The following is a 21276-nucleotide window of genomic DNA, read 5'->3' as shown; positions in this document are numbered from 1 at the left end:
AATAAATTTCCAAAAAAATATAATATATAAATGCTATTTGAATCTAATGGTAAAAGTTGGAACATTATAGGTTTGAGATATTAAAAGAACGGATAATTTCAGGCTGTAAATGTCACTATACAAACAGGAAAATAATTAATCAGGAAAGATTTAAATGTCCTGATTAAGACTTTATTGTCCTTGATTGGCAATTGTTTTAAGGCGGTGCTTAAATAAATTTGAAGCAAAAATCAATTTTATGTTTTCAATATTCAAATCAAAATTTTATCTAAAAGAAATACTACCTGATGGCTATATTGATATTCATAACCATATATTGGCAGGAATTGATGATGGTGCCAAAACACCGGAAGAAACAAATTATCTAATAGCGCAAATGAAAGCGCTAAATATTAAGGCCGCTTTTGCTACACCGCACACTTTTAACGGGCTCTGGAATAATACTTCTGAAAGTATAAGACAGGCTTATGAAATAGCGCTAAAAAACGATGACAATAGAATGTTTTTAAAAGGGTATGCAAGCGAATATATGCTGGACAATACTTTAATAGAAAAAAGCAGGGAAGAAAAATTGCTTGGATTATCGAAAAATTATATTCTGATAGAATTCAATTTGTTTAATAATCCTTTGAACCTGTATGAAATGCTGTTTGAGTTAAAAACAAAAAATTATAAAGTCATTATAGCGCATCCTGAACGGTATCTTTATTTTCATAATTCTATTGGTAAATATCAGAAACTAAAAGAATACGGTGTCTTTTTTCAATTGAACTTATTATCGCTAACGGGGTATTATGGCAAAAGCATTCAAAGACAGGCAATAGAATTGTTTAAAAATGATTTATATGATTTTACGGGATCAGACATTCATAGTGCAACTGAAATTACTCAATTTAAAACCGTACCTCTTCAGATTCCGGACAAAAAGAAAATGGATCGTTTGCTGGAAAACAATACAATTTTTCTCTAGCTCCTACGGCAAAATATAAAAGTCTTAATAGTCCTCAAAAATTAATAAAAAAGCCAGGATACAAAAAAAGCTGTTCGATCGAACAGCTTTTTACTAACAATAATTAAATCGCATTTCAATTTTGACCAACAATCTGCAACTTTAAATATCAAACTAACTCTTGAATTAATAAATCTGTTGAGCTTTTTTTAGAATCAGTTTGTTTTTTATAATTGCATTGAAGTACTTATGTTTTTTATTCTTTCATTCAGTATGTCTTCAATGCCCTTAAAATTTTCTATTGTATCTAATTCTTCATTCACGCTGATGTAGAATTTAATTTTTGGTTCAGTTCCGCTTGGTCTGGCGCAAATTACAGAACCATCTTCTGTATAATAAATCAGGACATCGGCTTTGGGCATGTTTATAATTTCTGATTCGTTGTTCAGTAAATTAAGTGATAACGATGATTTATAATCCTCAACCTTCACTACTTTTTGATTGTTAATTTCCTTTAAAGGATTTTCTCTTAAATTCACCATCATCGCATTGATTTCAGCCAATCCGTCGATTCCTTTTTTTGTAATAGAGATCAAATGTTCTTTATAAAAACCAAAATCTACATAATGCTGCAATAATGCTTTGTACACAGAACTGTTATTTGCTTTAGCCTGGGCAGCCACTTCGCAAATTAATAAACTTGCAGCAACTGCGTCTTTATCGCGAACGCTGTCTCCTACCATATACCCAAAGCTTTCTTCTCCTCCGCCAATAAATTCGAGTTCAGGAAAATCTTTGATCATCTTGGCAATCCATTTAAAACCTGTCAAACCACTTTTGTATGCAACGTCATAAGCGTTTGCCAGTTTCATAATCATTGGAGTCGAAACAATAGTGGAACCAATAAATTGTTTGCCGTTTATTTTTCCTGCTTTTTTCCATTGTTCCAACAAAAAGGCAGTCATTAAAATCATGGATTGATTTCCGTTTAGTAAAACCATTTTTCCTTGATTATCACGAACTGCTACTCCTAAACGATCACAATCAGGATCGGTGCCAATAACAATGTCGGCGTTGGTTTTTTCTGCTAATGCCAAAGCCATTGTTAAGGCTTCTGGTTCTTCCGGATTTGGAGATTTTACCGTGGGGAAATCTCCATTTGGTACTCTTTGCTCTTCGACAATATGTACGTTTTTATATCCCGCCAACGCTAATGTATCGGGTACAACCGTAATCGAAGTCCCGTGCAATGACGTAAAAACAATATTCAGATCATCTTTGGCCTCTTTAGAGGTATTAAAACTTGCATTTTGAACCGATGATTTCACAAAAGCCTGATCAATTTCAGTATCGATATATTCAATTAAATCTTCATTTGCTTCAAACTTAATTTGGTCGTATTTTAAATCTTCAATGGCTTTAATAATTTCAGCATCTTGAGGAGGGACAATTTGACCGCCATCTTCCCAATACACTTTATACCCATTGTATTCCGGCGGATTGTGAGATGCTGTTAGTACAATCCCACATTGACAGTTGAGGTATTTTAAGGCAAAAGACAATTCTGGTGTAGGTCTAAGACTCGAAAATAAATAGACCTGAATGCCATTTGCTGAGAAAACATCAGCGACAGTTTTTGCCAGTGTATCACTATTATGGCGGCAATCATAGGCAATAACTGCTTTAAGTTTTTGATTCGGAAATACTTTATACAAATAATTCGACAATCCCTGAGTACTTTTTCCTAACGTATATTTGTTGATACGATTGTTTCCAACTCCCATTACGCCGCGCATTCCGCCTGTACCAAATTCAAGATTTTTATAAAAACTTTCTTTTAATTCTTTCGGAGATGAAGCCATCATTTCACTTACTTTATCCTGTGTTTCTTTATCAAAAACAGGCGTTAACCATTCTTGTGCTTCTTTTAAAATACCTATTGCTAAATTCATTTGGATTACGTTCAATTATTTATTTCTTTTCCATTTTTGAAACCATGATTTCTTCACTACTTCTTTTCCGTACCCATAGCCATAACCGTAGTTGTATCCGTAACCATAACTTGAAGTAAAATCAATATCATTGAGTACATATCCCATATTAATGATTTTTTTATCCTTGAATAGCTTTTTAGAATACGAAATCAGGTTCTTTTCTGTTACTCCGGAACGCAGTACAAATAAGCTCGTATCAGCATACTTAGAAATCATAAGGGTATCACTAACCAATAAGGTTGGCGGTGTATCGAATATAATAATGTCATACTCTTCTTTTACCTCATTAATAAACTTTTCAAAACGCTGATTAGATAATAACAGGGTTGGATTTGGAGGTATAATTCCGGATAAGAAAAGATCAAATGGAAATTCCTTGTCGTCGTTACTGTGCAATAAGTCTCTCCATTGCAGTGTGCCATCGTGCAAATAATTACTAAATCCTTTGGTGTCTTTACTTACATTATCCAAATGCCTGTGCAATTGCGGATTTCTAAAATCAGCGCCTATAACAATGACCTTTTTGTCCAGATGTGAATAGGCAGTAGCCAAATTATAAGAAACGAAAGTTTTTCCTTCTGCCTTTATAGAGGAAGTCACAAATATTACTTTGCCTTTCTGATCTTCAGTATAAGGGGTAATAAAATTAGTATTGTGCGCTAAAGTTCGAAAGGCTTCTAAATTTTGAACATAAGAATCCTTGTCTTCTTTTAGCGAAGGCAGCTCTACTAAAATAGGTACATTTCCTGCTATGTTTTCAACATCTGTTGCTGTGTATATTTTATTATCTAATTTAAAAATGATAAATAAAATTGTAAACGGAATGACCATTCCTAAAAATAAAGCGATCAGAACAATCTTGCTTCTTTGAGGAGAAACCGGATAAATATCTGTTATAGCATAGTCTATAATTTTAGTATTGGCTACGGTAACAGCTAAATTGATAGAGGCTTCTTCTCGTTTTTGAAGCAACAACAGGTACAAACTTTCTTTTAGGTTTTGCTGACGTTCGATACTTCGCAATACTTTTTCTTTTTCAGGAATGGAGGCAAAACTACCATCAGCTGCTTTTTGGGCTGTTTCGCTCTGAACGAGGGTTGTTTTTAATTGTTGCCTGAACCCTTTTACAGAATTGATAATATTGTTTTTTAAACTTACCAGTGTGCTTACCAAAAGCTGAATAGAAGGATTGTTGCTTCCTGCGCTGGTCTGCAGTTTCTGATAAGATAAAACGGCTGTATTATAATCTGCTACCAATTGATTGATCGTAGGATTTTGTATGCCTATATCTGCCGGTAAAAGCTCAAATGCTTTCTGGGATTCGATGCTTTTTTTAAGCAAATCTGCTAATAATAATTGAGATTCTATATCAAATGAAGCTTGTTCTTTTGCTGTTTTCTGTACAATACTTGAACCGGCATCTTCCTGAATAAAACTCAGATTATTGCTTCTTTTGTATTCTTTTTTAGAACTTTCTATAGAATCCAGTTCTTTTCTTAAGTAGACAAATCGATCGTCGACAAAATTAATTGTTCGGCGCGAAACCTCTTGTTTATCCGTAATACCATCGGCCTCAAAAACATGAATCAAGTTATTGATAATCGCTTCTGACTGAGGACCATTAGTTCCTTCTAATGAGATAGAAAGAATGTCACTGTCTTTTCCCTCGGCATCGACTTCAAATGCATTACTAAGTTCCAGTGCAGTTTTATTAAGCGGTTTTAGCACCACATTATAGCTCAGGTCTATACTTTTTGTAATTATTGCTCCTAAAGCCGGTTTTATATTTATAGGTAAATTAGGAATTTTTTTTGTAGAAGTATATCCTTTTATATCAAACTTTTGTCCGGACAAGACATCCAAAATAGTATATCCCGTTGGGGTTACTTTGATGGTGTATTGTACGGCATCTTTTAGCTTTGTTATATTATCATTGTAGCTGACTACAAATGGCGCATTGAATATTTGTTTGGATTTTACTGTCGAATTATAATAATATTCTACATTCAGTTTTAAATTTTTAACCACTTGTTCAGAAAGGTGAACGGATTTGAACAAAGCGATTTCATTTTCTAAATTGATGTTTGATTTATTAAATAATTTCGTCACATCTAATGTAAAATTCGAACTTTCCTTATCCAGTAATAATTTTACTTTTGCTTCTGATCTGTAGATAACATCAGCATATCTCAAATACGCAAAAACGGTAAAAAGTGCTATTAAAATCGTGATTAAAAACCAGGGCCAATACCTTAAATATTTATTCATCATTTGTTTTAACTGAATAGAATTTTCTTCTTCCATTGAGTCAAAATATTCATTTTTATCTGTGTGCATGAGCTTTTTATCTGGTTAATAATATAATAGAACTTAATATCAAAGACGCAATTGTAAGTACGGTTCCTGTACTGCCTATATATCCTGCTGTCTTTACTTTTGCGTCATTCGGGTTCACAATTAATACATCATTCTGGCGAATCTGATATTGCGGATTATTCATCCAGTTTGCAGTTGTCAAATCAACATTCATCATTATTCTCTTACCACCCGACTCCCTAATCAATAAAATATCATTTCGCCTGGCACTTATCGTTAAATCTCCTGCATATCCTAAAGCTTGCGGAACAGAGAGTGATTGCTCTAAAAAGGTATAAGTACCCGGTGATTTTACTTCGCCCAGAACCGTTACTTTAGCATTCAGAATTCGAATCGCAACAGTAGGATTTACTAAATGTCCTCCTTTTTCGAGTTCTAGTTTAATTTTTGTTTCTAAATCAGTTACAGATAATCCTGCTGTGCTTACAGATCCTAAAATTGGCAATACCACTGTTTCCTCAGGAGTAATCAGGTATCCCTGAACTTTTAGCAGGTCTAATGTAGAATTGGTTGCTGTGTTTCCTGTTTGTATGTTATACGGTAAAGCAGTTTCAGGTACAAGAGCACCAATTCGAATGCTCAAAATATCATTTGGCTGTACTAAAACACTCTTTACAGAGGTCGCAACCGAAGCGTAATTATTAGCGTCCTGAAAATAGATAATATCTTTTCTCGTGGCACAGGAAGAAAACAGAATAACGATAAGAAATAAAATGTGGGGTAAACGATTCATATTTTAAATTATGGGGTTAAAAAAGACAGAACTAGTATTGCGGTTTCACAATACTTAGATAAGCATAGAATCAATTGATTAGAATGAACTAATCTCTAATTGGATTCTAACTGGAATTTTTGTTTCGCTTTCATGTTATCATTCAATTTAGACAATCGATGCAGCTGTTTTTTCTGCACTTTGTCTTTTACATAAAAGCGATATAATTCTTTGCCAATAAAGAAACCGGCAATAGAAACGCCGGAAATAAAACCGGCTAAATAAGAGGTAATGGTAATATTCATAACATTTTTTTTTAAGTTTAAAAAGCATTTTCATCCCCTTTCAGGGTTACAATCACGGTTAATACACAAATCTTAATGTCTTTTATGAGGCTCCAATTTTGCAAATAATCGATATCAGCCTTTACTCTTCGCTGCATATCTGAGACCTTTTTGGTTTCTCCTCTATAACCTGAAACCTGGGCCAAACCGGTAATTCCGGGTTTTACAAAATGGCGCACCATAAAATTGTTAATCTGTTCGTTGTAGTCCTGTGTATGCTTGAGCATATGAGGACGAGGTCCTACTACACTCATGTTTCCTAATAAAACATTAAAAAACTGAGGCAGTTCATCAATACTAGTCCGTCTAATAAATTTTCCTATGGGAGTAACTCTTGCGTCTTCTTTCTGTGCCTGCAAACTATCACTTTGAGTATTGACAGTCATGCTTCTGAATTTGTAACACCAAAAAGCTTCATTCTTTTTTCCTGTTCGAAGCTGTTTGAATAAAACAGGGCCTTTGCTTTGCTTTTTGATTATGATCGCCATTAGCGGATATAGCCATGACAATATAAAAACCAGTACTGAAAAACTAAAAAAGATATCAAATATGCGTTTGACTAATCGATTGTATGCGTTTTGCAAGGGTTCGTGTCGGGGACGTATAACATGAAAGTTTTCGAAATTAGAACTGCTAAAAGAGGACTTTGAAATCGTAGACAGATCAGGAACAAATTTCAATCGCAGACAATATCTGTCTGCCAATTCAAAATAGCTGTTCAGGTCATTTATAAATTGTGGTTTTACAACAATATACAACTCCTGAATACCGTTTCCTGAAGCTCGCAGAATAGCATTTGAAAGCGCTTCTCCAAAAGTTGATTTATCTGTAAAACTCTCTTCGTTGATGTCATTGATAATTCCGGGAAAATCATAAAAATAAGCGTTGCTCTCCAGTTTTGAGGCTAATTGTATACTTGTGGTATTAAACCCCCAAATGGCTACTATAAAAGGCTTTTTTATGAATTTTTTAATGTTATTTAAAACCAGCGTAAAAATAATTCTGGACACAAACAGATAAAGAAGTAAATAGCTGAATTGTAATAAATTAGCACCTATTGCCAATCGATACTCACTGGCGCCCTGAAAAACAAGAAGATAAACCTGCCATAAGATACACTGACTTAGAAATACACGCCAGCTGTTGCGATAAAAAGTAGTCAGGCTAAAAATAGTATCGAGCCGGTACAAATTAAAATACAACGCTGCTAATAACCAGCCCACTATAGCAAAAAGATAGCTGTTTTCAACAACAAAAAGATTCCATTGTACAGAAGCTTCTTCTGTAAAATTGAAAAAGAGAAAGATCCCTCCGATTATCGCAAAAAAATCAGATAGGATACTGCAAAAAATAAAAGTAAATTTATGTCTGTTACGCATTTTTACTAAATAATAAGTTGAATTTTTGAATTAAATGATACACGAAGCAACCCAAAATGCCTCCTGAAATTCCAAAGAAAATATCCATGAAATCAGGTTGGCGCGTTGCTATAAAAAATTGCCCACCCTCTGCCAGACAAACCACCAGAGTAATTATTATTAAGGTTTTCAATCGAAAAGGAGATCTGTTTACAGAACCGGAAACAGTAGAAAGTCTTTGCCATACTTCTAATAAAAAGCCCAGGACTACAAAAGGAACCGCTGTTCGCAAATTATAGTACTCATTGCTCCATTCCCTGATCCAGAGCGGTAAATACGTTTCGGTTTCCAAGCCCGGATTATGAATCCATGAGTAATAAAAAATACTACCAATACATCCCAGCAAAAAAATAATAATGGTACTTTTTTTCCATACATTTTTTGTTTTCATTCTATGTTAATCGGGTAATTGAAAAATTAGTTGATATACTGTTTAAGGGCTAATAATTTCTTTAGAAAAACAGCTCTGAATGCTGATAAACCATGGTGTTTATAGATTCTATAATCTTCATGTAATACCTCGAAAGCTCTTTTATAAGAAGTGCTTAATCCGCCCATTCTCATTTTTACAACATAGGTTCTGAGGTAATCTAATTTGATCTTGTTTACAAACAAATAGCGAAGCAGAAATTCTGTATCTGAAGCTATTTTAAAGTTTAGATCGTAGCTTCCTAATTTATCGATTACAGATTTCCTGAAATACACCGTTGGGTGCAAAGGCAGCCAGCCTGTTTTTAGTTTTTCAAAATCATACTCTCCTCCTATCCTGTTACGGACCACTTTTTCCTCGGCATCGTTACTAACGTATATACCGTCTCCATAAACTCCTTCAATTTGTGTATTACTCTCAAAAGCATCTACAATTTTATTCACCACAACAGTATCATAAAACTCATCATCAGAGTGCATTAAGCCTATAATATCTCCTGTAGCCATTTTCAAACCTTTATTGATAGCGTCATACATACCTTTATCCGGTTCTGAAATATATTGACTGATTTTATCCGAATATGCCTGAATAATACCTTTTGTACCATCAGTCGAATTTCCGTCGATTACGATGTATTCGATATTAGTATAGTTCTGATTCAGAACACTTTCTATACATTGGGCAATAGTTTTTTTTCTATTGTAACAAATCGTGATTATAGAAACTTTCATAAATTATATTATTATTAACGTGTTGGTTGCTATTATTATAGCACATAATCAGAAATGAATTAAGCAATAAAAACAGTTACAGACTATTACTCTCAACCATCCAGTCTACTGTTATCTTAGTGCCTTTACTTCTGGATACAGGCAAATGAGGAGCTAACTTTTTAATCTCAGATAAGTCAAAAAAATTATCTGTTGTCATGTTTTTCAATCGAAAGCTGGTCATGGGAAATTTAATTCCGATTAATTTCAGGCAATCACCAAACAAAGCGGTCATTACAAAAACAGTATAGGGTACATTATGGATTTTTATACTTTTAGTAGCCGCAATTTCATCTGCCCAGGACGTAATATCATACGGTTCATAATCGCCTAGATAAAATATTTTCTGGTCTACGTGATCTTTCTCTGAAGTAATAATTGACAGTAATTGATAAATAAAATTATCGATGTAACCATATGTTTTTTTGCACGCTTTACTGCCCATATGAAAGTACTTTCCGGAAAGCACTATTTTAAAAAACAGATTGTAAGGTTCGTCAAAATAGCGTCCCCAAATAGAAGTTGGCCTTACAATAGTCCAGGTATATTCAGGATTCCAGTTGGTTATAGTTTTCTCCGTCAGCACTTTACTTTCTCCGTAAATCGTATGAGGGGCAAAATCATTAAAGTCCTGAGGTACATATCCCGGTCGGCAAACATACATAGACGAAGCAAAGATTACTTTTTTTAGATTTTTTAATTTATCTAAAACATAAAGCAGGTTTTCTACACCACCAATATTAGCATCATAATCTTCTAATGTTTTACCGTTTAGATCTGTTCTGGCTCCTAAATGAATTACATACGCCGGATCATAGGAAAGTATGACACTTTCTAACTCTTCCCTATTGCATAAATTTACCTTTTGATAAATCTTATTATGTTCCTTTAGCTTAGGTTCTTTACTATCAATACTTACTACCTGATGATTATCGTTCAGTAATTTAGTAATCAAATTCGTCCCTATAAATCCTGATCCTCCGGTAATTAAAAATTTGGCCATTTTTATATTTTTATATTCTGTCTTTTATCGCAATAGCAGGGGTTCCTACACAAATTTTACCACCAGGCATACTTTTTAATACTGAACTTCGGGCGGCAATTATAGATCCTTTGCCTATGGTTACGCCCGGAGCAACATAAACATCGTTGGTAAGCCAGCATTCGTCTTCGATGACTACCGGTTCTGAAAAAATATCAAAAGAAACTTTATCATATTCGTGTCCTCCTGTATTGATATAGACTTTATGTGCTAAGGCAACATGACTTCCTATTTTTATTTTGCCTAGACTGTACAAAACATTATCCTCGCCTATCCAGCTATAATCTCCAATCTCAATATTCCACGGATACGTAACCTTAACAGTAGCTCTTAGTAATACCCCTTTTCCTATTTTTGCGCCAAACATCCGAAGAAGAAAACGGCGCCATCCGTAAAAAAACTGAGGAGATAATGCAAACAATGTTCCTTGTACAATCCACCATAATTGTACTGTAATTTTAGATTTTCCGCGAAATGTTTTGGGTACTGAAAATTCTTTTAAATCCTGATAAATCATTTAAATAAGTGATTTTAAAACTTGGTTTAATCTTTGGGCAGTGCTTTTTACATCAAAATGTTTTTGATAGAGTAAAAATGCATTTTTGCCCATTTCTGTTTTTTCGTTTTTGCTCAATGCCTCCCATTTTTTTAATACTCCAAGAACACCGTTAAAGGTATCGGCACTTACAAATCCTCCACCGCCATCTTCGATCTCTCTGTAAATATTAACCTTATCCGTAATTAAAACTGCTTTTTCGCAAGCCAGTGCTTCGACAATTGCAATACCAAAATTCTCCTGATGACTTGGTAGTAAATACGCCTGACAATTGTAGAAAGCGCCCCATTTTTCATCTCCCTGCAACATTCCCGAGAAATGAATTTTCGGATTATCGGCTGCCATTTTTATCATTTCCTGTGCGTAGGCAGACTCATTTGGTCCTGCAATTACTAATTCCGGAAGAGCGGGATTATTTACAGAAAGTTCGTTGTAAGCCTGAATTAACAAATCGACTCCTTTTTTTTCGTGAATCCTGCTTAGGAAAAGCCAATATTCCTTTTGTAATAATTCAGGGCATTTTTTATAAAAAGCAGTACTAAATTCTGGCTTTCTAACTGGTGGCGCCTGAATTCCGTAGCTCACATTAATAGCCTTTTTAGGGTTATATCCTTCAAAAGTTGTTGCTGCCAGCTGTAATTCTTCCTGACAGGTATAAAAAATGGCATCTGCCTGATTAATACATTTTTTTTCTATAAAAAACCAAACCAACTCGTTGCGTAATGCCTTCCATTTTCTGTCGGCCGCTGTCTGAAAATAAGGGTCTAGCATACCATGCGGCATAATAATCACTTTTGGAGCTTTTTTGTAAGACTTCTTTAAAGTATTAATCGCCTTGTAAACCATTAAATTATAATGCTGCCAAAGTCCATGAACCATTACAACATCGTAACCTAAAGCATTTTTTATGAGCCAATCGTACAACAAAGGCTGATATTGATAAGACGTTTTCCCTTTTCCTATTTTATGAATAATAAAATCATCTTTTGTGGTGTATTCTTCCTCTGCATCATCCAAACATACTACTTCGACTTCTGTGCCTAATTGCTCAATAAAAGGATTTACATTACGTATTCCCTGACACGGACCTCCACTTTTTGGATTCATGGAGGTGATAACTCTGAGTACTTTCATTTCTGGTTTATGGTTCTTTGGTTTATATCAATACTATAAATTTTACACACCTTAATTATCACTAATAAAGCATTTTATAAACATTTATATATTGTATTACTTTAATATATTCTGATATTGTTTTTCTAATTGATTCAAAAACAAATCAGTATCAAATTTCTTAATCGATTCTAATCCTGTGGTAATACATTCCTGTCTTTCGGCATCTGAAAGATTTACTATTCTGGTAATTTGATTCGAGGCTTTTGCACTCCATTCTTCAGCTAAAACCCACTCAAAAGGGCGTCTTTCGACTAGAAAAAAATCAGCAGAACCCAGAATCTCTTTCATTGGCGCTCTGTTGGTGGTTATTACCGGACAGCCGCATGCCATTGCTTCTGCTATTGGCCAGCCAAAGCCTTCATCGAGAGACGGAAACAATAAGCAAGTTGCTCCTGAATAAGCCGCATTAATATATTGATCCTCGAGCCCTGTTACGAAATGAATGTCTTTTTTGTACAAAGATTTTTCATATGCTACTTTTAGCTTGTCCACAGGTTTTGCGCCTACCAATAAAAGTGGTAAAACGACATCTGTAGTGGCTCTCCAGGCATCGTAAATTTCAATTACACCTATCCTGTTTTTATAAAACTGATTGCCGCCAACGTGCAGAACATAACCTGCAGATAAATCAATATTCAAAAAATTGTCCAGAGAATTACGGGACGAATGGGCGTCTAAGACTTTAAACTCTCTGTTTAAACCATTATAACAAACTACTGATGATGTAATACTGCCTTCGTGGAGTTCATGCAGATCATCCTGAGTTTTTTTTGATATGGATATAAAGTGCTTTCCTTTAGAAAATCCTTTCCTAATAAAATCCTGATAGATTTTTCCGGTTCCACTAGTAGGATTTTCCGGAACATTCCCTAAAGCTGAATTCAGTGCCAAAAAATCATGGCAATGAATAATATGCGGCTTTGTTTTTACTAATGGTACCCATGGACCTAAAGCCTGATCTGCAAAGACAAAAATTGTATCCTTAGAACATTTCTTTAATCTCGATTTTACCTTTAAAGGAAAAACAAGATACTGATCTATATAACCTAGCCATTTTTTAATGGGAGAAAATGGCAATTTATAAAAGAAAGGCTCCGGTTTCCAGGTCAGTACTTCGTAGCCTTTTTGCTGCATACCATCGGCTAGCATTTTTGCATATCTGGGCATACTTTGTGATCCGACAAAAGCAGGATGGGTAAATAACACTATTTTCATGATGATATTGTCTATAGCTTTATTTAGTTGTAAATAGCTATTTTTATATGGGTTAAAACCAATTTCTTAAAGCAAAGATTTAATGAATTATTATGGAGTACTTTAATACTTTGATTATTTACTACGGCTTTTTATTTTATTCTGAGCATACAAGTTTTACTTAAACACATAGAGATTTCTTCGCATAGTAACTTTGTATATTTTATCTGAGTGAAACGCTTTTTTCGTCTAGCAACAGCTATGTCTCATGTGTTTAAACCAATTGCATTGCGCAAATATTTGATCACTTAAAACGGTCTCTGATATAATTCTCTTTTTCTTTTTTTAGGTATTTGTATCAGTTTAATCATGAAAACCAATATCCAAAAAGTAAAACATTGCTGCCAAAATCCTCGTAATATATATGCCAGCGGAACAATGCAACTAATAGAATTCCGGAAAATGCCCAGGAAACCAAATATATTTATTAGACCGAGTGTAGAGAATAATATTGCGCCATTTTTGAACAACACGAGGCTATCCATCAAGGTAAAGGAGGCAAATAATAACACAAACACAATTGGGAAACACCAATAACCAAATGTTGCTAAGCCATCTCCTACCAGACTTGTAACGCGGAATCCGCCTAACGCAGAAGGCGTATGTGTACCGGTAAAATAAAGTTTATCGCCCGGAGAATATTGCAGTTCTTCTTTATCAACAGCAATTCCCAACGCGGATAAAAATGGAAGCGGATAAATAGCCAGTGTCTTTTCGAAAAAACTCTTTTGCATTTTCTTATTGTTATATCCAATCTTATTCGCATAATATAAGGTCTGATCGACAACCCTTGCATTCCCATATCTGTTAATCATAAAATTATTCAAATAGGTTTCGTCCCAGCCCCTGCTATAGCTAAAAACATTGTCCTGTACTTCTATCGAGGTATTTCTAAGCTTTTCCATCAGCTTGTCATTTTGCATGGTCTCAATTGTGTTGTCCAGAAGTTCACTCCGACTAACGTCATTACGAATTTTTCTGTTGGCAAGCATCGCTAAGGAAACATCAGATAAAAATCCTAATCCAAAAAATATAAAAAAGACGATTGTTCCAATTTTCCAGGGCGAAAGAAGGCTGAAAATAGAAATATTATCCTTTAAGAGGTAAAGTATAAACAATAACAGCATCGTAAAGATGGGATAAATCATCTGCTGACGGCTGTTTGCCGCAAAACTCAGTACAAACGTTAACGAAGCATAAATGACCACAAGATTACTGCGGAGTTTATTGTATGGAAGTCCCGATAATGTGGGGAAAAACATAATTATAGGAGCATATTGCAGATAGACTAATCCTTCGAGAAACTTGTTTCCCGCGTCTCCATATTGCACTTCGTTGACTACAGCAAGACTTTTTATCCTTGCCAATAAGCCTATTAATCCCAAAATCCATAATGTAGAAGGTTCTGTTTCGAAAAAATTAAGTTTGTATAAAGTACGCTGTATGATATTATTAGTCCTTCTCTTTTTGTAAACAACAGCATAAAACGCTAATGAAGCAACCATAAAAATCAGTGTCTGATAAAAGAAAGTTTCATAAGGATTCTGAAAACCATATGTTATGGGTTTTGACTCGATCAATGTTGCCGGCAAAGGAATAAAGCTTGCCAGAAAAATAGACGAAAATGCCAAAAAAGAAAATGGATGTTCGAGTATGATTCTCTTTTTAAAGAAAAAATTACGAAAGATAAGCCAGACTATTACTGTCATAACACAACCCGAAAAATTATGCCATGACGGAAAGAAAAATATTTCGCCAATTATAGAAAGTAATACTATAACATCAATATATTTACTCACTGATTTCAAAGCAGTTCCTTTCCTTCGTGTTTCTGTGTTATCAGTCATTATTTACTACAATTTTCAACATTCTTTTTATTGATTCTTCGTTAGAATATCCAGAAGTTTTACACCTCAGTATTCCACCTTCGACTATTCGTTTGCGTTCTTCTTCATTAATCAGATAATAGCGGCATTTTTCTAACAGTTCCTCATCATTAGAGAAAAAAACGGCTTCTTTATTTTCGCTAAACAAATCCAGATGTTCCGTTGTTCTCTCTGCCAGCATAAAACCGCCACAGGCAGGAATTTCCATTGTTCGGGAAGTTTGCGTATCAGAATTCATTTTTCTTAAAAAGCACAGGGATATTTTAAATGCCTGCAATGCCTTAGAATAATCTTCTGAATAAATTCCCGGTGCTATTTCGAGATTTTCAGTTTTATAGTCATTCCATTTTTTATCACCAAAAACCTTAACTTTTATTCCATTCTTTGCTAAATACAAAATACTATCGCAACGCTCCTTTTCCCACGCACCAATAAATCCAACATCGCCGCCTAATCGCTGAATTTCATTTTCGCTAAGATTTCGCGGATAATGAAACGTTTGTTCGTAATGCTTGTTCGTAAATGCTGTTTTTCTGGCGCCAAGACGCTGCATATCCTGAAGAATATAGGATTTTGTGGTAAAGTGTATGTCATAAAGCGGAATACAATTGAGATAATTTTGACTCTGATTGTGTCGTAATGCCATATTATCCGGCGAATAACTAACAATCTTTGCATTGGGCGATAACTTCCTGATATACCTCAATGTTTTGCTGTTTATCGTAACTCCTTTGTCTATCCATACAATGTCATAAGGAGATTTGACTGCCTTACTTATAAACTCTTTTATTTTTTTGTTGGCAGATGAGTTATCCGGTAATCTGATCGGCAGACCATATTGAAACAACCGATAAGCAATTCGAAACCAGATCGAAATGGGTTTTATACGTGTATTGACCACATCAATTTCGTCTGAAATCTTTTCTAATGCCCAATGACGGTGCAAGCAAGTATTCGACAAGCCTGACATGGTTCCTATAGATAATATCTTCACTTTATTTTATGTTTTACAACTACTTACCTATCGATAGAAGGGAATCAGTTTTGAGTAGCGGTTTTCAGTTGCTTCGTGCTTTCTTTTCTTCTATTAAAAATTTTATATCGCGAACAAATTCATCAGTCAAAGCCTTACTTTCTTCTAATGCATCAGGATAAACTACTGCCTGAGAGATATCTTTAGCCAAATCTCCTGAGAACAAAACCGGCGGATATTTATAAAAATCGTACTTCTCTGATCTTGGGGCAAACAGTACACATTTCTTTTTCATTAAAATACTCCAATAAACGGCATGGTAACTATTGGTTAAAACAACTTCAGAACTCCCAATAAATTCAATCATTTCCTTTAATGAGGCACTGTTGGTAATTTTATCAAACTGATGTATTTCCTGAGGAAGATGGTGCGGAACATCTTTATGTGCCACTACTCCAATATTTCTTTTGATGGGATAATCTTCGTTTAATTCCGGTAAGGCACAAGTCGCACAAGGCACATAACGGAAATCCTGGTATTCGAAATCACGAACCGCCACCAGATCAAAAGCTTTAAAGTCAACTTTTTTATTGAGGTTCTGTTTTGAATTTGAGTTGAATCCTGCGGACCATACCACTGCTTTTCCTGCAATTTTTGCTGCTTTATTGATGTTGTAATTCCACTCAGCCATAGCGTTTAGCAATCCGCCGCCACCTACAAGTATAACATCATTTTCTTTGATCAATGCAAAATCAACTTTATTGACATCGTGAACGACACATTTGTAATGGTCAAATTCCTGAAGAAAATACTGATAATAACCACAAACCTTATCTCCTGTATTATTTGTAATATAGCGGTGTATAAAATGAATAGTGGGCGTTGCTGTGGCGTAATTGTCGTTTAATGTTTTTGTCGTATATTTTTTTCCGGTTCTCCAGATCTGTAACCTGGTAAATAAATCGTACTTATTTACTAAAAGCCTGTATCTCTTTTTGATTGACATTTTTAAGGGTATTTTAATTCGCTTCTTTTCCTGCAATTAATTCGCAGTAAAAGTTGCTTTACTTTTTTTTAGAATAAATTTTGCCTGATCCCATAATCCTGCGTACATTTCTTTGAAGCTAATATTAAGGAACTTATTATTGTTCCTGAGTGTATACACAAAAAGAGCAAATTCTGTGAGTACAAGCGCCAAAGGAATCAAGTTCATATTGGGTTCTATTTTAAGAAACACATAACACAATACTACTCCGGCAATCTGAGAGAGCAGAAATACGATCGTAAAGCGAACGTGTGTGTTGGTAGAAAGCGGAATCACACTTGACAATCCTGAAAGGCACGAAATCAGGAGTACAAACAACATCCCGATAAAGAAAACCTCATTGAATACTATCGCATGTTTTGTCCACTCGAGATAAATAGTTTTTCCTGTAAACAGCAGTATAACAATACAGAACAAAGTGGCTACAAATGTTATTACCAGTGATTTGTTGTAGATATTCAATATCGTTTTATAATCTTTTCTGCCGTAAGCTGCACATATTTCAGGATTGATCGATGTCGATAACATATTCATCATCTGACGAAGAAAATTAACCAGCGTTCTTGTTGTAGTAAAAACAACTAAAAAAGCACCTCCTAAAAGTATATTAACTACAAATACCATCCCCTGACTGGAAACGGCCTGCCCCAACGGAAAAAACATAAAGGCAAGAGACGGTTTCATAATCGATTTGAAAACTGCTCCGTCAAAATTGCGCAGGTAAAGCCCTGATGCAAATGTTTTTCTGGAACTCAAATGCTTGAACAAAATTCCTGCTAAAGAAGGAATCAGGTATATGGTAAGCATTAAAATGATATCCATTTTAAAAAAGATCCCGCAAAAAAGTATCACCAACTCCGCCATACGTATCAGGTTATCAGCGACTATGACAACATGGGTTCGCGATGTAGCCCTGAAGATACCGTGATACACTCTGCCGTACATCATGGCAAAAACTTCGCACAAAAGTAAAACAAAGGCAACAGAGGTTTCTTTTTCAGTAAAATGTTCTACACCAAGCATTCCTTTGAAGCCCCAAAGCGCATAGATCAAACCAGAAATTAAAATAAATACGCCAAATACAGCTAAAACAAATAAGAAAGCATTGGTTTGTAATTTTAAGCAAGTATCGTAATCCTTTTGGTTGTATTTGATCACGAATTCATTATTACTTGCCCGGTTGAGCCCCATATCAGTCATCGCAAAAAACGAAGAAAGCGCCGTAATTAAGATCCAATCAGCATATTTATCGATTCCCCAGTACATAATAAATAAAGGAACCATGGCGATCTGGTTCATAAAACTAACCCCCATCCCGAATATACTTGCTGCGAAATTTTTTACTATTGACTCATAGACTGACATAATTGTACATAATTTTAAGATTTTAATAGATGAGAGTAGCTGAAATAAAATGTTCCTATACAGTCAGAAAAGAACAAGCAGACCCAAAGAATACGGTGTACTTACATCTTACTATAAGTACATCAGCTGCAAGCATTAACACGGTTTTAATTATACCCCAAAACAATTAAAAGAAAATTAGATACTACTATTAAGAAGATTGATCTTTTGTGTCAATGATAAGAGATTCCGCAGTCAATGGGTCTTTGTTTGTTCTGTCTGATGCTGTAATCAGCTATGGTTATTGTGGTTTTTTGTAATATTGAGACGGGATTTTGAAACTTAATACGGGAGTATTTTTTAGTACATTGATCAATTAACTAAATTAAATGTTTCATCAAAATACACCCGTAAATCATCTCTATATCCCCTTTTTGTTTCGAGACAGTCCAATACTCCGACGTTTTTTATATTCCCAAACTTATTGACGAATTTAGGACAGTGATTGCAAATTAATAACTGAATTCCGTGTGTGTATAACCTTAACAAATCGATCAGATCATCTTCAGAATAAAACACAAAAACAATCAGCGAAAGCTCTGTGTTTATTTCATTTCCATAAATAATCGCCTTTTTATTGCCCGTGAGAAATTTGATGTCTTTGAATTCATATTTTAAAAATCTCGAAAAATAATGAAAGTCATCAAAAACCAATACTTTACTTTGATCCATATTTTTTAATTTTAAAAATTAATGTTTCATTAAAAATATTTGAAACTATTATTACTACTTCAACTGCTTTTCTTAAGATGAAAAATAAAAATTCAGAATTATTTACTTCTTGACATTTTTGAAATCAGACTAAAAAGAAACTTTTTTTACGTTGTCTACATTGGCCAAAAACCAGTTGTACGTTTCCTCAATTCCTTCTTCTAAGGCGATCTGATGTTTCCATCCTAATTGGTTCATTTTAGAACTATCCATTAGCTTTCTTGGTGTTCCGTCCGGTTTTGTGGTATCCCATATAATTTGTCCCCTGTGTCCTACAATTTGCTGTATTGTCCAGGCCAGTTTTTCAATACTCAAATCCTCACCCGTTCCTACATTGTAGAGATAATCAGGAAGTTGATTTTCTAAAGCAAACACAACCGCCTGTGCCATATCATCTACAAAAAGAAACTCCCTCATTGGCGTTCCTGTTCCCCAAAGGGTTACAGGCGAATGATCGTTTTCTTTAGCCTCATGAAATTTGCGTATCATAGCAGGTAAAACGTGCGAGCTCGTAAGGTCAAAATTATCGTGAATTCCGTAGAGATTCGTTGGCATCAAACTCACGTAATCTTTTCCAAATTGTTTTCGGATAGCTTCACAAGATTTAATCCCTGAAATCTTGGCTAAAGCATACCATTCATTAGTTGGTTCAAGGGAATCTGTCAGTAGATATTCTTCTAACAAGGGCTGCGGTGCCATTTTAGGATAGATACAAGAACTTCCTAAAAAAACAAACTTCTCTATTCCTGCATGTAAGGCAGTATCAATAAGGTTGTTCTGGATCTGCATATTCTCCATAATAAATTGATATGGGTAATCTTTGTTTGCCAGGATCCCTCCTACTTTTGCTGCCGCATCGATAATGGCATCCGGTTTTTCTTTGGCTATAAATGTTCTGACAGCTTCCTGATTGCGCAAGTCTAATTCCTGACTTGACTGACCAATCAGATTCAAATATCCTTTCTTTTCTAATGCTCTCCAAACTGCTGAACCTACCATACCACGATGTCCGGCAATATATATTTTTGCTGTTTTATCTAAACCCATTTTTATTCGTAATAGTTCATTGTTTGATATCCCGCTTCTTCCAGATGATGGTCTTTTTTCATCAGTTTCACATCTGATTCCATCATGTCAGTTACTAAATCCTGTAAATCATATTCCGGAATCCAGCCTAATTTAGTATTCGCTTTGGTTGCATCACCAATTAGCAATTCGACTTCTGTTGGACGGAAATAACGCGGATTTACAGCTAAAACTTCTTTTCCTATTTCAATTTGATAATCCGGATTACGGCAAACTGCCACATAAGCCTTTTCGTCTACACCAGTACCTGTAAACTCTAATTCTACCCCAACGTGTGCAAAACTCATTTTGACAAATTCACGAACCGGAGTTGTAGTACCTGTTGCAATAACCCAATCTTCTGCCTCATCAGCCTGAAGAATCATCCACATCATACGCACATAATCCTTGGCGTGTCCCCAGTCTCTTTGGGCATCAAGATTACCCAGATAAAACTTATCCTGTAATCCTAATGCAATTCTGGAAACCGCACGTGTAATTTTTCTGGTTACAAACGTTTCTCCACGAATAGGAGATTCATGATTGAATAAGATCCCATTACAGGCATACATTCCGTAAGCTTCTCTGTAGTTTACTGTGATCCAGTATGCATACATTTTTGCAACTGCATACGGGGAACGAGGATAAAAAGGCGTTGTTTCTGACTGAGGAACTTCTTGTACTTTTCCGTATAACTCAGATGTAGAAGCCTGATAAATACGGGTTTTCTTTTCTAATCCCAACAAACGAACTGCGTCTAAAACACGAAGTGTCCCTAAACCATCAGCGTTTCCTGTATATTCCGGAATCTCAAAAGAAACCTGAACGTGGCTCATTGCTGCCAGATTATAAATCTCATCGGGCTGAATTTGCTGAATCAAACGAATTAGATTCGTACTATCCGTCATATCGCCATAATGCAGTATAAAACTTTGATTGTTTACGTGTGGATCCTGGTATAAATGGTCTATACGATCAGTATTAAATAAAGAACTTCTGCGTTTTACACCATGAACGATGTACCCTTTCTTTAATAAAAACTCACTTAAATAAGCGCCATCCTGACCAGTTACCCCTGTTATTAGTGCTACTTTAGCCATAATTATTTATCTATTATTTTATTTTGATTTTTACTTTTCATCTTTAGTACAGATGAATTTTGCCTTTTACT

Annotated in this window: 19 protein-coding genes; 1 reads left to right on the top strand and 18 read right to left on the bottom strand. The window is 34.9% G+C overall.

Annotated elements, in window-relative coordinates; all coding sequences use genetic code 11:
* The first annotated feature begins 238 nt into the window (after positions 1-238).
* Positions 239-970: a tyrosine-protein phosphatase gene (locus QLQ94_RS16080; RefSeq protein WP_271337312.1), complete on the top strand. Its 732-nt coding sequence runs from the start codon at positions 239-241 to the stop codon at positions 968-970.
* 206 nt (positions 971-1176) lie between these two features.
* Here the strand turns inward: QLQ94_RS16080 and QLQ94_RS16075 are convergent, their stop codons facing one another.
* The 18 genes from QLQ94_RS16075 to gmd form a co-directional block, all read right to left on the bottom strand.
* The gene (locus QLQ94_RS16075; RefSeq protein WP_482497798.1) at positions 1177-2901 is read right to left on the bottom strand and encodes a phospho-sugar mutase; all 1725 of its coding nucleotides are present in this window, start codon (positions 2899-2901) and stop codon (positions 1177-1179) included.
* A gap of 15 nt (positions 2902-2916) precedes the next feature.
* Entirely contained in the window at positions 2917-5280 is a 2364-nt protein-coding gene (locus tag QLQ94_RS16070) for a GumC family protein (RefSeq protein ID WP_482497796.1), read from the bottom strand.
* A gap of 7 nt (positions 5281-5287) precedes the next feature.
* Complete coding sequence (locus tag QLQ94_RS16065; RefSeq protein ID WP_482497794.1) at positions 5288-6052, bottom strand: polysaccharide biosynthesis/export family protein; 765 nt, start codon at positions 6050-6052, stop codon at positions 5288-5290.
* 95 nt (positions 6053-6147) lie between these two features.
* Entirely contained in the window at positions 6148-6336 is a 189-nt protein-coding gene (locus QLQ94_RS16060; RefSeq protein WP_271337316.1) for a hypothetical protein, read from the bottom strand.
* A gap of 17 nt (positions 6337-6353) precedes the next feature.
* A complete protein-coding gene (locus tag QLQ94_RS16055; protein WP_482497793.1) occupies positions 6354-7754 on the bottom strand; it encodes an exopolysaccharide biosynthesis polyprenyl glycosylphosphotransferase in 1401 nt (466 codons plus the stop codon).
* Positions 7747-8184 carry a VanZ family protein gene (locus QLQ94_RS16050; protein WP_482497791.1) on the bottom strand — a complete coding sequence of 146 codons (438 nt, stop codon included), beginning with the start codon at positions 8182-8184 and terminating at the stop codon, positions 7747-7749. The genes QLQ94_RS16055 and QLQ94_RS16050 overlap by 8 nt, the downstream gene beginning before the upstream one ends.
* A gap of 26 nt (positions 8185-8210) precedes the next feature.
* The gene (locus tag QLQ94_RS16045) at positions 8211-8954 is read right to left on the bottom strand and encodes a glycosyltransferase family 2 protein (protein WP_482497789.1); all 744 of its coding nucleotides are present in this window, start codon (positions 8952-8954) and stop codon (positions 8211-8213) included.
* A gap of 76 nt (positions 8955-9030) precedes the next feature.
* Positions 9031-9996 carry an NAD-dependent epimerase/dehydratase family protein gene (locus QLQ94_RS16040; RefSeq protein WP_482497787.1) on the bottom strand — a complete coding sequence of 322 codons (966 nt, stop codon included), beginning with the start codon at positions 9994-9996 and terminating at the stop codon, positions 9031-9033.
* 10 nt (positions 9997-10006) lie between these two features.
* On the bottom strand, positions 10007-10552 hold the full coding sequence (locus QLQ94_RS16035; protein ID WP_427402912.1) for a WcaF family extracellular polysaccharide biosynthesis acetyltransferase: 546 nt from the start codon (positions 10550-10552) through the stop codon (positions 10007-10009).
* Positions 10553-11725, bottom strand: a complete 1173-nt coding sequence (locus QLQ94_RS16030; RefSeq protein WP_482497785.1) for a glycosyltransferase — start codon at positions 11723-11725, stop codon at positions 10553-10555.
* 96 nt (positions 11726-11821) lie between these two features.
* Positions 11822-12982, bottom strand: coding sequence for a glycosyltransferase (locus QLQ94_RS16025; RefSeq protein ID WP_271337323.1), 1161 nt, complete (start codon positions 12980-12982; stop codon positions 11822-11824).
* A gap of 287 nt (positions 12983-13269) precedes the next feature.
* On the bottom strand, positions 13270-14868 hold the full coding sequence (locus tag QLQ94_RS16020) for a hypothetical protein (RefSeq protein ID WP_482497783.1): 1599 nt from the start codon (positions 14866-14868) through the stop codon (positions 13270-13272).
* Entirely contained in the window at positions 14861-15901 is a 1041-nt protein-coding gene (locus tag QLQ94_RS16015) for a CgeB family protein (protein WP_271337325.1), read from the bottom strand. The genes QLQ94_RS16020 and QLQ94_RS16015 overlap by 8 nt, the downstream gene beginning before the upstream one ends.
* A gap of 64 nt (positions 15902-15965) precedes the next feature.
* Positions 15966-16886, bottom strand: coding sequence for a polysaccharide pyruvyl transferase family protein (locus QLQ94_RS16010; RefSeq protein ID WP_271337326.1), 921 nt, complete (start codon positions 16884-16886; stop codon positions 15966-15968).
* Positions 16887-16922: 36 nt separating this feature from the next.
* Positions 16923-18290 (bottom strand): lipopolysaccharide biosynthesis protein, encoded by a 1368-nt coding sequence (locus QLQ94_RS16005; protein WP_271337327.1) that lies wholly within the window; start codon positions 18288-18290, stop codon positions 16923-16925.
* A gap of 351 nt (positions 18291-18641) precedes the next feature.
* Positions 18642-19001 (bottom strand): hypothetical protein, encoded by a 360-nt coding sequence (locus QLQ94_RS16000; RefSeq protein ID WP_271337328.1) that lies wholly within the window; start codon positions 18999-19001, stop codon positions 18642-18644.
* 129 nt (positions 19002-19130) lie between these two features.
* On the bottom strand, positions 19131-20087 hold the full coding sequence (locus tag QLQ94_RS15995; protein WP_482497781.1) for a GDP-L-fucose synthase family protein: 957 nt from the start codon (positions 20085-20087) through the stop codon (positions 19131-19133).
* 2 nt (positions 20088-20089) lie between these two features.
* Complete coding sequence (gene gmd, locus QLQ94_RS15990; protein ID WP_482497779.1) at positions 20090-21205, bottom strand: GDP-mannose 4,6-dehydratase; 1116 nt, start codon at positions 21203-21205, stop codon at positions 20090-20092.
* Positions 21206-21276 lie beyond the last annotated feature (71 nt).

The organism is Flavobacterium sp. B114r, from assembly GCF_056824125.1.
The sequence above is the reverse complement of the archived record's forward strand: the minus strand, read 5'-3'. Positions and strand labels throughout refer to the sequence as shown.

Coding starts and splice junctions, on each gene's coding strand:
- QLQ94_RS16080 (WP_271337312.1), top strand. CDS start 239: ATGTTTTCAATATTCAAATCAAAATTTTATCTAAAAGAAATACTACCT.
- QLQ94_RS16075 (WP_482497798.1), bottom strand. CDS start 2,901: ATGAATTTAGCAATAGGTATTTTAAAAGAAGCACAAGAATGGTTAACG.
- QLQ94_RS16070 (WP_482497796.1), bottom strand. CDS start 5,280: ATGCACACAGATAAAAATGAATATTTTGACTCAATGGAAGAAGAAAAT.
- QLQ94_RS16065 (WP_482497794.1), bottom strand. CDS start 6,052: ATGAATCGTTTACCCCACATTTTATTTCTTATCGTTATTCTGTTTTCT.
- QLQ94_RS16060 (WP_271337316.1), bottom strand. CDS start 6,336: ATGAATATTACCATTACCTCTTATTTAGCCGGTTTTATTTCCGGCGTT.
- QLQ94_RS16055 (WP_482497793.1), bottom strand. CDS start 7,754: ATGCGTAACAGACATAAATTTACTTTTATTTTTTGCAGTATCCTATCT.
- QLQ94_RS16050 (WP_482497791.1), bottom strand. CDS start 8,184: ATGAAAACAAAAAATGTATGGAAAAAAAGTACCATTATTATTTTTTTG.
- QLQ94_RS16045 (WP_482497789.1), bottom strand. CDS start 8,954: ATGAAAGTTTCTATAATCACGATTTGTTACAATAGAAAAAAAACTATT.
- QLQ94_RS16040 (WP_482497787.1), bottom strand. CDS start 9,996: ATGGCCAAATTTTTAATTACCGGAGGATCAGGATTTATAGGGACGAAT.
- QLQ94_RS16035 (WP_427402912.1), bottom strand. CDS start 10,552: ATGATTTATCAGGATTTAAAAGAATTTTCAGTACCCAAAACATTTCGC.
- QLQ94_RS16030 (WP_482497785.1), bottom strand. CDS start 11,725: ATGAAAGTACTCAGAGTTATCACCTCCATGAATCCAAAAAGTGGAGGT.
- QLQ94_RS16025 (WP_271337323.1), bottom strand. CDS start 12,982: ATGAAAATAGTGTTATTTACCCATCCTGCTTTTGTCGGATCACAAAGT.
- QLQ94_RS16020 (WP_482497783.1), bottom strand. CDS start 14,868: ATGACTGATAACACAGAAACACGAAGGAAAGGAACTGCTTTGAAATCA.
- QLQ94_RS16010 (WP_271337326.1), bottom strand. CDS start 16,886: ATGTCAATCAAAAAGAGATACAGGCTTTTAGTAAATAAGTACGATTTA.
- QLQ94_RS16005 (WP_271337327.1), bottom strand. CDS start 18,290: ATGTCAGTCTATGAGTCAATAGTAAAAAATTTCGCAGCAAGTATATTC.
- QLQ94_RS16000 (WP_271337328.1), bottom strand. CDS start 19,001: ATGGATCAAAGTAAAGTATTGGTTTTTGATGACTTTCATTATTTTTCG.
- QLQ94_RS15995 (WP_482497781.1), bottom strand. CDS start 20,087: ATGGGTTTAGATAAAACAGCAAAAATATATATTGCCGGACATCGTGGT.
- gmd (WP_482497779.1), bottom strand. CDS start 21,205: ATGGCTAAAGTAGCACTAATAACAGGGGTAACTGGTCAGGATGGCGCT.